The sequence below is a fragment of the Sphingomonas sp. Marseille-Q8236 genome (assembly GCF_965112005.1).
Map to the genome: position 1 here is coordinate 219,019 of NZ_CBCOPO010000003.1, position 12,003 is coordinate 231,021.

General features: G+C 63.5%; 14 protein-coding genes. 9 read left to right on the plus strand and 5 right to left on the minus strand.

Annotated elements, in window-relative coordinates:
• Window positions 1–165 precede the first annotated feature (165 nt).
• Window positions 166–819 (minus strand): recombinase family protein, encoded by a 654-nt coding sequence (locus tag ACWPWT_RS20045; RefSeq protein ID WP_454281073.1) that lies wholly within the window; start codon window positions 817–819, stop codon window positions 166–168.
• Window positions 820–1,069: 250 nt separating this feature from the next.
• On the opposite strand from ACWPWT_RS20045, the gene ACWPWT_RS20050 reads away from it, so the two are divergent.
• The 3 genes from ACWPWT_RS20050 to ACWPWT_RS20060 all read left to right on the plus strand — a co-directional run bounded on the left by ACWPWT_RS20050 (window position 1,070) and on the right by ACWPWT_RS20060 (window position 3,941).
• Window positions 1,070–1,318: an AbrB/MazE/SpoVT family DNA-binding domain-containing protein gene (locus tag ACWPWT_RS20050; RefSeq protein WP_043061538.1), complete on the plus strand. Its 249-nt coding sequence runs from the start codon at window positions 1,070–1,072 to the stop codon at window positions 1,316–1,318.
• Entirely contained in the window at window positions 1,311–1,709 is a 399-nt protein-coding gene (locus ACWPWT_RS20055) for a type II toxin-antitoxin system VapC family toxin (RefSeq protein WP_043061521.1), read from the plus strand. Before ACWPWT_RS20050 ends, ACWPWT_RS20055 begins: the two co-directional genes overlap by 8 nt.
• A 240-nt stretch (window positions 1,710–1,949) precedes the next feature.
• Window positions 1,950–3,941 (plus strand): ATP-binding protein, encoded by a 1,992-nt coding sequence (locus ACWPWT_RS20060; protein ID WP_131588978.1) that lies wholly within the window; start codon window positions 1,950–1,952, stop codon window positions 3,939–3,941.
• Window positions 3,942–4,177: 236 nt separating this feature from the next.
• On the opposite strand, the gene ACWPWT_RS20065 is transcribed toward ACWPWT_RS20060, so the two are convergent.
• The 4 genes from ACWPWT_RS20065 to tnpA are packed head-to-tail and all read right to left on the minus strand — an operon-like array spanning window position 4,178 to window position 7,083.
• Window positions 4,178–4,780, minus strand: a complete 603-nt coding sequence (locus tag ACWPWT_RS20065; protein WP_454278792.1) for a plasmid pRiA4b ORF-3 family protein — start codon at window positions 4,778–4,780, stop codon at window positions 4,178–4,180.
• Complete coding sequence (gene tnpC / locus ACWPWT_RS20070; RefSeq protein WP_454279886.1) at window positions 4,777–6,339, minus strand: IS66 family transposase; 1,563 nt, start codon at window positions 6,337–6,339, stop codon at window positions 4,777–4,779. The genes ACWPWT_RS20065 and tnpC overlap by 4 nt, the downstream gene beginning before the upstream one ends.
• Before the next feature lie 43 nt (window positions 6,340–6,382).
• Window positions 6,383–6,730, minus strand: coding sequence for an IS66 family insertion sequence element accessory protein TnpB (gene tnpB, locus ACWPWT_RS20075; protein ID WP_304537245.1), 348 nt, complete (start codon window positions 6,728–6,730; stop codon window positions 6,383–6,385).
• On the minus strand, window positions 6,727–7,083 hold the full coding sequence (tnpA, locus tag ACWPWT_RS20080; protein WP_454278793.1) for an IS66-like element accessory protein TnpA: 357 nt from the start codon (window positions 7,081–7,083) through the stop codon (window positions 6,727–6,729). Before tnpA ends, tnpB begins: the two co-directional genes overlap by 4 nt.
• Before the next feature lie 206 nt (window positions 7,084–7,289).
• Between tnpA and ACWPWT_RS20085 the strand changes: the two genes are divergently transcribed.
• The 6 genes from ACWPWT_RS20085 (at window position 7,290) to ACWPWT_RS20110 (ending at window position 11,995) form a co-directional block, all read left to right on the plus strand.
• On the plus strand, window positions 7,290–8,096 hold the full coding sequence (locus tag ACWPWT_RS20085) for a hypothetical protein (protein ID WP_131588980.1): 807 nt from the start codon (window positions 7,290–7,292) through the stop codon (window positions 8,094–8,096).
• Complete coding sequence (locus ACWPWT_RS20090) at window positions 8,069–9,130, plus strand: site-specific integrase (RefSeq protein WP_380865807.1); 1,062 nt, start codon at window positions 8,069–8,071, stop codon at window positions 9,128–9,130. The genes ACWPWT_RS20085 and ACWPWT_RS20090 overlap by 28 nt, the downstream gene beginning before the upstream one ends.
• Before the next feature lie 312 nt (window positions 9,131–9,442).
• The gene (locus tag ACWPWT_RS20095; RefSeq protein WP_043061524.1) at window positions 9,443–9,970 is read left to right on the plus strand and encodes a helix-turn-helix domain-containing protein; all 528 of its coding nucleotides are present in this window, start codon (window positions 9,443–9,445) and stop codon (window positions 9,968–9,970) included.
• A complete protein-coding gene (locus ACWPWT_RS20100; protein WP_043061525.1) occupies window positions 9,971–10,582 on the plus strand; it encodes a DUF3800 domain-containing protein in 612 nt (203 codons plus the stop codon). It begins immediately after the preceding gene.
• Between the two features lie 744 nt (window positions 10,583–11,326).
• Window positions 11,327–11,620 carry an RNA polymerase subunit sigma-70 gene (locus ACWPWT_RS20105; protein WP_244885696.1) on the plus strand — a complete coding sequence of 98 codons (294 nt, stop codon included), beginning with the start codon at window positions 11,327–11,329 and terminating at the stop codon, window positions 11,618–11,620.
• A 27-nt stretch (window positions 11,621–11,647) separates the two neighbouring features.
• Window positions 11,648–11,995, plus strand: a complete 348-nt coding sequence (locus tag ACWPWT_RS20110; RefSeq protein ID WP_043061526.1) for a hypothetical protein — start codon at window positions 11,648–11,650, stop codon at window positions 11,993–11,995.
• Window positions 11,996–12,003: the final 8 nt, after the last annotated feature.

Sequence of the window (12,003 nt, forward strand, 5' to 3'; positions counted from 1 at the left end):
TCACGTTCGAATCACGCAGCAAGGCGTTTGCACCCTGCAGGACCGCGACTAAGCATGGGACCAGAATTGGGCGAAGCACCGCAGTCGAAGTACATCGCGTACTCCGGATTGTAGACTACGGCTTCAACAGGGGAGGTTGAGCCATGGATACATGGTCCATTCGGTTCATGAGGTCGGCGCGACCGCAGCTGTCTTTGCACGGTGGAGCGCGGTCACTCTCTTGACGTGGGCGATACTGCATCCGGCAAGGACCGCCGTCTTCGCGATGCTCATGCCCGCCTCGCGCAGCCCAACTATCCGCCTGTGATGGGCAAGATCGGGCTTGCGGCTGGTGTACCGGCCTGCCCGCTTGGCGATCTCGATGCCCTCCCGCTGCCGCTCGCGCCGCGTTTCGTAGTCATCCCGCGCAGTCTGGAGCGCGACGCGCAGCAGCATGTCTTGCACCGCTTCTAGCACGATCCGCGCGACGCCGGCGCTGTCCGCTACCAAGTCGGTGAGGTCCACAATGCCCGGCACCGCGAGGCGCGCGCCCTTCGACCGGATAGTCGCGACCAAGAGCTCGGCCTCAGACAGAGGCAGGCGGCTGATCCGATCGATCTTCTCGGCGATCACCACCTCGCCCGGCTGCAGGTCCGCCACCATGCGCAGCAGCTCCGGCCGGTCGGGTCGAGCGCCGGACGCCTTCTCCCGGTAGACGGCAGCGATATAGAAGCCGGCCGCTCGAGCACCGGCGACGATGCTTTCCTGCCGCGTGAGGTCCTGCTCGTCCGTGCTCACCCGCAGGTACACCCGCGCCGCTCGCACACCGCCATCTACCATCAGTTCGTCGCTCCTATGAGGCGTTTTTGGATATACCCTTGTGAGCCAGTCATGCAGCAGTCGGCTCAGATCGGCAACTACCGGTCCTACGTAGCCTAGCTAAGCGAGCCGGGTCTAAGTAGCTGCTCCATCATCGATGAACGCTATATTGGTGATCGGCCGTGCATCGATCCCTGCCTCCACGCTGGTGTCCGACTTTGCTCTCCGGTATAAGGCCGTTGGGCGGGTAAGAGCAGCGGGTTTGGTGCAGATGGAAGCACAGAGGGTCAAGATCGTGGACGGTGGTAAGCTCGTGATCCCGGCGGCAATGCGCCGTGAGCTCGGGATCACCACGGGTGACACCGTTCTCGTCGATGTGGACGATGGCGAGCTGCGGGTACGTTCCGTGCCTAAGGCACTTGAGCGTGCTCGCGCGATCCTGCGTAGGTATGTGCCCGAAGGCGTCGGTTTGGCTGGCGAGCTGATCGCGGAGCGTCGGCGTGAGGCGGAGCGTGAGTAGCAAAGTCGTACTCGACGCCTCCGCCCTGCTCTGCCTTCTGAATGATGAACCCGGGGCGGATCGGGTAGTCGATGTCCTGACTCGCAGCATCATTGGAACAACCAACCTCGCGGAGGTCATTTCCAAGCTACGGGTCCGAGGACTGCCACTTGACGACGTGCGTGAGGCGCTTGGCGGGCTGCACCTCGATGTCCGGCCGCTTACTCCTGCCCAGGCGCTCATAGTAGGCGACCTTCGGCCAGCGACGATGGCGCTCGGCCTGTCCCTCGGCGAGCGGGCATGTCTTGCCTTGGCGATCGACTTGCAAGCTGAGATGTTTACGACAGACGGACCTCTGGCGAGCGCGGACGTTGGCATTACCATCACCAACGTGCGACCGCGGACGGTGTAGTCGCAAGTTCGTGCTTTTGGGTACGGTATGCTCAACCTACTGGGTCAGCAGACGCGTTCGCTATGGCGCAAGGACAGGCTCGCCGCGATCGCTGCCTGAGATATAAGCGGCCGATCCGTTGGGGAGACAGGACCATTGCCGGCGCTCACGCCTAACATCGAGAACCGCGTCCGAAAGCTACCCAAGCCCTCGAACGCTACGCAGAGCCTGCAGCCGCTATTTGAGGCCGTGAGCAATGCCATGTTCGCGATCGAGGATGAGTTTGACGATCGCGTGTCCGAAGGACGCATCGACATATCCGTTTCGCATCTAAGCGACCCGGCGAAGATCACCATTGAGGTCGCTGATGACGGGATCGGGCTCGATCAGGAGCGGTACGGAGCATTCTGTACCATCGATACAGATTTTAAGCGGAGCAAAGGCGGCAAGGGCGTGGGGCGCCTGTTCTGGTTAGACGCCTTCGACGGGATCACTATCGAAAGTGGGTATCGCGACGCCACAGAGTTCAAGCGGCGGTCGTTCGAGTTCGTCCTCAATAATGCCGAGCAAGTTGTGCCGACGTACGAAGATAAGCCGGACTCGGCCGGGCACCACGGCACAAGGGTGCAGTTCCGCGGTCTCCGTACGAGAGAGTATGCTGACCCCTTCCCCAAACGAGCCGACACCTTCATGCGCTACTTCAGCGCGCACTTCATTGCGGACTTTTTGCTAGGTGGTGGTCCGACGATCCTCGTCGATGTGGACGGTGAGGTGACAGAATACCCGAAAGCGGTTTCTGACCTCGTCGTTGGCGAGCCGATGCAGGCAACGATCTTGAGCGACGAGTTCGGCGAGCTCCAAATCACCGGCTTCTTTTGCAAGCCTGAGGCGAGCACGGGTTTGGAGGGCCTTCATCAGCTGCACCTTCTGGCCAATGGACGTACCGTCGAGAGCCGAAAGGTTGACAACTTGCTTGGCGTCGAGCGTCTGGAGCGTGATGGCGAACAGGACCTCGCCTTCCATGGCTGCGTTTCGGGCGAGTACCTCGATCTACGGGTCAATGAGGGGCGAACAGCCTTCAACCTTACGGAGCGAACGCTCAAGCAGATCAGCCGGCAATGTATGGATGCCGTTCGATCGCAGATGATCCCAGACCAGGTGCGGCGCTACTTCGAAACGCGGAGGGAGCGGTACGAGTCCTTCGTCGAACGCTACCCCACTTACGGTTTTGACGATGACGATACACAGCTCGGCCGAGTGCCGCTTCATGCGGCGACGCCAGAGGAGTTCGCTTCTTTTCTCGTTAAGTTTCAGATCCGGCGGGACGAGGAGCGACAGGATGCGCTGCAAAGGCTCATTGATGCGCTTGACGCCGGAACCGTCCCCTTCAGTTTCGGCCAGACCGTCTCGGATGCAGCTCGCGAAATTCAGGCTTCGGAGCAGCTAGCCCTCGCGCAGCACGTCGTGCGCCGCAAGCTTGCTCTGGAGCTACTCGAAAAGCTCATCACTAGGATCAGAAGTCGCGATGGCAGTGCCGACGACTATCACCTGGAACGGACCCTTCACTCCTTCATTTGCCCGATGAACGTTCGTGGCGATGACGTGACTGAGCTGAAGAGCCGGGCGCACGAGCTCTGGATCGTCGATGAGCGGCTCGCCTTCACGCGCGCGTTCTCCTCTGACAAGCGCCTTGATGAAGTACTGGTTGAAGGCGGTACGGCCGATCGGCCAGATCTATTCCTATGGGACTTGGCTTACGGTCTGAGCTCCACTGATCCTGACCAGCCCGATGCGGTTGACCTATCGGAGCCGCTTCGCCGGGTTATGGTGGTCGAATTCAAGAAACCCGGTCGGCGAAACTATAGCGGTGCCAAGGACCAGATAGAGCAACAGATCACAAGGTATTTAGCCCAAATGCAGGGCGGAGAAATTGAGTCGTTCGGACGCTCACGCGTCAGGATAGCCAAGGATTGCATCTTCTATTGTTATGTTGTTGCTGACATTGTGGGGGACTTGACCCAGCAGCTATCGAGTTGGGACACGACTGCGAACGGCCAAGGTCGCATTAGGCCTCTGCGCGGCGCTTATAGTGGGCAGATAGAGGTCATTCAGTGGCAGGACTTAGTCAATGACGCTTGGATGCGGAACCGGTCGACACTGCACGCTGCTGGGCTGAGCCGAAAGAGACTGATGCCTATGAGCTCAGTATCTGCAAAGCCAGGGTCGGTTGATGACGATGATTTCGGTGATTGAGCGGAGGTCGAGGGCTGGCCTGCCGTCGTGTGCTCGATTGCGCCGAGCATCAGCAGATACGACCTAGGTAACCTGCTAGCGCAACCTGCATAGATCCAGCTGCGCGTTAGCCGCGGAACATCCACTCTTTCAGGTTCAAGTCTGCCCTTAAAGGTGCACGCTCCAGAGCGCGACGTCGTCCACTGATTCGGGAAAACCTACAGCTTCGGGGTAAGCGTGGCCGGTAGGCCGCCTTGTTATTGCGGCCGGCTCTTCTGGTAGGCGAGCTTGCCAGCATGGCGGCGGATGGCGATGGCGGCGACGGCGCGCCGGGTGAAGCGTTCGTCGATGTCGTCAGGGTTGTAAGGGCCGCCATACCAGTTGCGCAGTCGGTCGTGTTCCTCGTGAGTGGGGTCGCCCATGGCGTCGAGGAACATCTCGTATCCGGGCAAGCCACCGACATCCTCGGGTGGACAGCGCCGTTCGCCGGCGACGAAGCGCGGGTATTTGACGTCAGGCTCGCCGGGGCCGACCGTTTCCACGGTGATGGTGTGCCGCCAGTCGTCGCCCATGTCGTAGGTGTAGACGAGTTCTTTCATGCCCCGGTCGAGGAGGGCGGCGAGCTTCACGTTCTTGGTGGCCGCCATGCCGCTGTCGGGCCACATCGGGTCCAGCACGCCGTAGCGTCGGTCGCCGGCCTCGAAGTGCCAGAGATGATAGTTCTCCCAGCCCATCGCAGCCTGGACGACGTCGTGGAGCATCTTGAGGCTGGCGGTGACCGGCATGTCGACCCGGCGCCAGATGGCGGGGTCGATGTCGTTGAGGACGATATGCAGGCGAGCGACGGTTTCGGCAGTCATGCCGCCAATCTGACAGGTTCGCGAGACCAGTTCCACGGCATGAGCTCATCCCATCGGCTTGCGGGCCAGTCGTCGGCGACCTTGGCGATGACGTCGGCGATATAGGCTTGCGGGTCGACGCCGTTGGCCTTGCAGGTCTGGATGACGGTGTAGATCGCGGCAGCTCGTTCACCGCCTGCTTTTGAGCCGGCGAACAACCAGTTGCGGCGACCGACAGCGATGCCGCGCAGCGCGCGTTCGGCGATGTTGTTATCGATCTCCAACCGTCCGTCTTCGAGGAAGCGGGACAGCGCCGGCCAGCGCCTGGTGCCATAGGCGATGGCCTTGGCCATGTCGGACTTAGGCGACAGGCGGCGTAAGCCGGCGTCGAGCACCTCGCGCAAGGCGTCGACCAGCGGTCTGCTTCGTTCCTGCCGGGCATGATGGCGTGCATCCGGCGGCTGGCCGCGGACCTCGGCCTCGACGGCATAGAGCGCGCCGATTTGTTCGAGGATGTCGGTGCTCAGCGGCGTGGGGACACGCTCGTGCAGGTCGAACACCTTGCGACGGAAGTGGGCCCAGCACGCCACCTCGGTCGCGCCGCCCCGGTAAAGGCCGTCATACCCGGCATAGGCGTCAGCCTGGAGAAAGCCGCGGAAGCCGGCGAGATGCGACAGCGGGTGTGCAGCGGTGCGGTCGGGCGTGAAGCGATACCATGTCGCGCGCAGCGCCGTGCTGCCCGACGCCCGGTCGTCGGTTGCGTAAACCCATAGTCGCCCGGTCGCAGTCTTGCCCCGGCCGGGATCGAGCACCGGCACCGGCGTGTCATCGGCGTGGATCTTGTCGGCCTTGAGCACCGCATCGCGGATGCGGCTGACCACCGGGTCGAGCAGCGCTGCGGCTTGCCCACTCCAGCCCGCGAGCGTCGAGCGGTCGATGTCGAGACCCTGCGCAGCCATCATCTCGGCCTGGCGGTACAGCGGCAGGTGGTGGTCGAACTTGGCGACGACGACGTGCGCCAGCGTCGCGAAGGTCGCCTTGCCCCGCGCCACGGCGCTGATCGGCGCGGGTGCCTGGACGATTTTCTCGCAGGCCCGGCAGCTGTATTTGGGACGGACGTTGCGCACGACCCGCCAGCGCACCGGCACGATGTCGAGCATCTCGTGCGCGTCCATGCCCAGCCGGCGCAGCGCACCGCCGCAGTCCGGGCAGGTGCAGACGCCGGACGCGGGCTCGTGGATGATCTCTTCACGCGGCAGGTGACCGGGCAGGCTGCGGACCGGCGCCGGTCGGGGCATCATGTCGGGCGCGGCGGTCTCAACTGCGGAAACATCCCGCTCCGTTTCCAGCTCTTCCAGTGCCAGTTCGAGCTGCTCGACCTCGCGGCCCAGCTTCTCGGATGAGGCGCCGAACTGCATCCGCCGCAGCCAGGCAATCTGCCCGCGCAGGGTGTCGATGAGCAGGTCGCGGGCGACGAGCGCGGCATTGGCCCGGGCGAGCGAAGCCTCCAGCGCGGCGATCCGCGCGATGACATCAGCTGAGGAAACGGGCGCTTCCGACACCAGAATTGCATAGCAGATCGCATGCCGACGGGCGAGCAAAAGCCACGCGAAACCGCCGTTTTCAGCCCGCCAGTGTCGGCACGAACGTGCGCTCGGGCCGGCGCCAGTCGATGCCCTCCAGCAGCATCGACAGCTGCGCCGGCGTCAGCGTCACCGCGCCGGTCGCGGTCACCGGCCAGACGAAGCGGCCCCGGTCCAGCCGCTTCGAGAACAGGCACAGCCCCTGGCCATCGAACCACAGCAGCTTGACCAGATGACCGCGTTTGCCCCGGAACGCGAACAGCGCGCCGGAATGCGGATCCTCGCGCAGCACCTGCTGGACCAGCACCGCCAGCCCATCGAAGCCCTTGCGCATGTCGGTCACGCCGCAGGCCAGGAACACTCGCGTCGGCAACGGCGTCGGACTCACCTCAGCACCGACAGCACCCGCGCCAGCGCGCCGGCGTCCACCGAGCCGTCCACGCTCACCCGCACGCCACCCGCCAATTCGATGCAGATGAGGCCGGGCGTGGATGTCGCCGGCTGTGGTGCAGGAACCTCAGCCACACACACCTCGGCGAATGTTGGCAGCGCGGGCGCTATGCCGCCCAGCTTGCCCAGCCGCGCCTGCTTGCGCCACGTATACACCAGCCCGCTCGATATCTCGCGCCGCTCAAGAACATCGCGAACTCGGACGCCAGGCCGGAACGCCTCGGCCAGGATCTCCAGCTTCTCCTCGTCCGACCAACTCCGCCGGCCCGACACCCGGCCGACCACCTCCACGCGACCAGTCATACGAGCGCTCGTATGACCAGTCTCGGACCCGAAAACTTCCCGCACCGCTATCGCCCTCGTCAAAGGCGACAAACATCCCAGCCACGGCAAAACGGGCAAGGCGGCCCGCAGGCCACGCTTACGCTTCGGGTACGGTCGCGGCCATGACGAGTGTGGTAGTTTGGCGGCGGCGCGAGCTGATGGATCGAGGAAGCTTGATTGAAGCATGGGAGGGCGAGCCGCCGGAGTTTCCGGTCGAGCCGTGGATCCACGAGGGCGACATCTGGCTGGCCGCCGATAGCCGGATCAGCATGCCGACCGAGCATGGCCGCATCCCGACGACCGACGCCGCGATGAAGATTCTCCCGATCACGCTGCGGTTCTTCCAGGAGCACGAGGATGGCGGTCCCGGCATGACGCCAACCTACCACTCCGAAATCGCCTTCGCCTGGGCTGGTGACACTCAACCAGCGAGCGCGACGTATCAGCTGGCGACCTCGTATCTGAAGGCGATGCACGGCCCTGCGTTCGAGAAATTTCCGACGATCAGCGACATTGCCGACATGATCGGCCGTATCGGCGCGCGCTACGCCGGCGAAACGGAGCGGCGCTTCGAGGCATTCGTGGTTGGTCAAACCCCGCACCGCACGGGCAACCCGCCGGTGCAGGTCTTCAAATTCGGATGTGATGAGGCCGGACGCCTCTATGGTCCGCGCGAGATTGACCTTTCTCAGCCGGGGAGCTTCCATCTTCTGGGAAGTCATAAACCGGAGATCAGTGCGGCCATCGACGGGGGTTTCGGCGGCAGCATCGAGTATGTGCCGGCGCGGGCGATCAAGGCGGTGATCGCGGCGGACGCAGGAAGCGATATCGGCGGCTCGATCGCCTTGGCGCGTGTAAGTGGCGGTAGCGTCGAGCTTTATCCCGGTTGGCGCGATCCGGACGATGGTCTCCCCCGCCCCTACGCCGACGAAGCGATTGCCCGCATCGGCGAATGGCGGGCTGGCGGGATCTTCGGCTGATGACGATAGACGACGATGAGCCGATAGCCGACGATCACTCGCAGCTAGATGATCGCCAGAGCCTGGTGAATGTCGCACAGGCGAACCTGCCGCTCGCCGGGCTTGGCATCGATGACCAGGAGCGGATCGCCCGCTACATGGAGCGTGCGTCGTCGTCGGCGACGCTACGTGCGTACCGGTCAGACTGGGCGATTTTCGAACAATGGTGCGCGGCGCGAGCGCTGGTCACCCTTCCAGCGACGCCAGTCACCGTTGCGGCCTTCCTGACCGATCTCGCCGATCAGGGCCGCGCGCGCTCGACCATCGGCCGACGGCTCGCCGCGATCATCTTCGCCCACCGCGCGGCGGGGCACCCGCCGCCGACCGATCAGGTGAACGCCAACATCTTGGAGCGCGCGATGCGCGGCGTGCGTGCCGATAAGCGCGACCAGCCGGTCGCGAAGAAACGCGCTGCTGACGGCGATATCCTGCGTGACATGCTGCGCGCAATCGATGGCGACAGCGTCCGCAGCTTGCGCGACAGGGCACTGCTCGCAGTTGGCATGGGCGGGGCGTTCCGCCGCTCCGAGCTGGTGGCGATCCGTTTTTCGCAGGTGACCGAGCTGGCCGAGGGTCTGCGCATCCATGTGCCGCATGCCAAGGGCGACCAGCTTGGACGGGGCGCCGACGTGGTCATTCCCGATCGCCGGCGTATCGCACCAGTCGCCTTATATAAAGCCTGGATATCGGCGGCGCCGATCACGGATGGCTTCCTGTTCCGGAAATTGACCCCACAAGGGCGCCTGACCGAAAAGCCGATGAGCGATCGCGGCGTCGCACTGGTGGTCAAAGCGCGCGCGGCCGCCGCGGGCTACGACCCCGAACTGTTCTCAGGCCATTCGCTGCGCGCTGGGTTCCTCACCGAGGCGGGACGCCAAGGCGCGAACCTTTTCAAGATGAAGGACCACAGCCGCCACCGGTCGATCGAGACGGTCAGCGGCTATGTCCGCGATCACGAAGCGTTTCGCGACCACGCCGGCGACAAGTTCCTCTGAAGATCGCGCAACGTGGCGATCCGAGATCCGATCCGGTTTGAGGGCACGCTCTGCGTCCGTCCAGTCAGGGCGGGTCGCTCGGCCGCCGCTGCGCTTTAAGATAATCGACCGGACGTCTTTGTCTGGTACCTGTTTATCTCGCTTAATCGGTTTACGGGTTAATCGGGTTACTTGCGTCCTTATTCAGACCGGACACCTCTGCCTCGTCCGAGGAGATGCATCTGTCTCCTCCCGACCAGGCAGAGGTGTCCGGTCGGTCAGTCTTGTCTTCGGCCTATCAAGCGCTCATCTGCGAGCCTACGGAGACATCGGATGAGTGACAAGATCGAAAGCGAAGATGGCCAGCTGGAAGCGGCATCCGCGGCGAAAGCGCCTCGAAAGTCGGGTGCGGCCGCCAATAAATGGGGCGCAAAGGTGATCGCGCTCGGGTTCTGCATGTTGCCTTCGCTGCTGCTTCGCGCGCAGCGACGTCTCGGGCTCAACCCGACCCAGCTTGCCGTTTTGATCCAGCTCGCCGATTTCTGGTGGGATGCCGGCCGTAAGCCCTTTCCGAAGAAGGCCGATCTTGCACTGCGCCTCAACCTCAGCGAGCGCCAGGTGCAGCGCTACATCGCGGAACTGGAGGAGGCGGGCTTCGTGCGCCGGATCGAACGCCGTGCGTCGCACCGTGGCAAGATCTCGAACGAATATGATCTTCAGGGACTGGTCGACAAGCTGGCCGAGATCGAGCCGGACTTCCGTGAGGCAGCCGAAGAAGCGCGTGCCAAGCGGCAGGCCGTCGCCCGCCCTGGCATGCGGCGCCGCCGACCAGCGGCGGCTCCGGCGGATGCGGAGGCCTGAGTGACGAAGGGCCTGAACAAGAAGGTGCTGTGCTTCATCGACGAGTCCGGGACCGCCGGCAGCGGCCCCTTTCAGCTCGGCGCGCTTTTCGTCCTCGCTCGGGAAGCCGGGCGTCTCGACAAGGCGTTCAGCGACCTGCTGCCGGCGGATGCAAACGAGGTCCATGCCGTGAAAATGGCGAACGGCTATCTTCAAGGACTGCTCGATCGCCTGCGTGCTGGCGCCGACCTCGATCGGGTGGTGATGATCAACCAACATTTTCAGGGGCGGCAGGGGGCCCCGCCGGTCGTCTATGCACAAGCGGTCGTCGAGACGGTGAAGATCGGCATGAAGCGGTTTCGTTCAGTGCTCGGGCGCGACAGCGTCGGCAACGTCGATGTCATCACCGACGTCAATCAGCATAACGATCACCCTGATTTTGATGCCGAGATGGAGCGGGCGCGCAAGGACGACGGTCGCTTCAGAGGCGTCAATCGGGTCGTCCGCCTTGATTCCGGGGCCTCCCGGCTGCTTCAGCTTGCCGATGTCGTGGCCTATGCGCGGCGCTGGATCGTGGATGGTGAGATGAACGCGCAGGGCTTGCGTGAAAAGTACGGGATCGATCTGCTCTGATACGAAAAGAGCCGCCCCGAAGGGCGGCTCAGAAACGTGTCAGGGAGAATGGTGGCCGGCAACCAGGGTTTGAGACCCTGGGTAGCCACAGCGCTCATCCAACACGGGGCCGGAATAAGTCGCTTTGCAGGTCTCCCTGCCCGCTCCATGTACGCGCTCGCCATGCCGGATACAAGTACCAGTGGTCACGCGTGTCCCGTACGGGAGCCGGCGACAACCTGTACCGGGTAGTCGTTAACGCCTTGTACTTGGAAGGCGGCGCCGCTTCTCCTCCCTTGCTGCCAGATCGGCCTGACCGCGGGTACGGCGACGCTAGGCAAAGCCGACGGCCTGTACCGCACTGCGACCGTGACAACCACCCGATCTCAAGGGAGCCAATCTGCCCGCCGCTACGTCCGCCTGTTTGCTGAATGACAGTTTCGCGGGATCGGTTCGCTACCGTTCGTTTCCCGCGGGCCGGCTGTTCTGCTGGAACGACGCGTCCCAACATGGATTACGGAACTTCTGGCGGCGAATCGCTCCATCCTGCAGGGTCGACACATGGAAATATCACCCGCTGGATACGACAAGACAGATGCCAGCGAAACCGCCACGGATAGCCCCGCGCGCTCTGACCGACCATCGCCTGTCGACCAATTGAGCGAACGGCAGCTCTCCTACCTCCGTCTCGTTTACCAGCATCGAAGTTCGAAGGAGATCGCGATGTTAACCGGGGCAAGTCCCCGCGCTGTCGATAAGCAATTGTTGAAGGCTAACAATTTGCTGGGCACCACGAGCCGGATCGACGCCGCCCGGATCGTCGCGGAGCACGATGCAGGGGTAGAGGCTTTGCCCCCTGCAATCGTCCTACCTAGCGATGAGCACGTCTTTCCTCTCCCACCGCCGTTGCCGACCGCAGGGGCGGCAGCGAACATGCTCACCTGGAAGCAGGCGGCGATCTGGAGTGCGATCATTGCGATCCTCACTCCAATCGGCCTGACCGTCGCGGGTATGGTGATGCTGACGCTGACGTTCCTGCTCGGCCTCAAGGTACGGTAGCGGCGCTGCGGCGCCCAAGGAGACGTAATGCAGGCACTCGAGAATACTGGTCGCATCGTGGCGGATGAACTTCGCAAGGCGGAGCGATCGATCAACCTGGCGGCGCGCGACACCGCCCAGTTCCTCTTGACGACGCTCGATGCGACGGAGGTTCATCGGCTCTCGCCGGCGATGGCGCAGCGAACCGTCAAAGCGACGGTAGCTGCGCTCGCTGCTCTGGTCGAAGGTCAGGATCAGATGGCGATGCGGGCTCACCCCTTCACGGAGCGGGTCGGCCGTCATCTCGGCCTGAACGAGACGAGCTGGGGAGAAAATCTCCCAAAGCCGCCGATGAACGCCGAAATCGAATCACCGGTCGAAGTGGCCACTGCCTGAAGCGAACC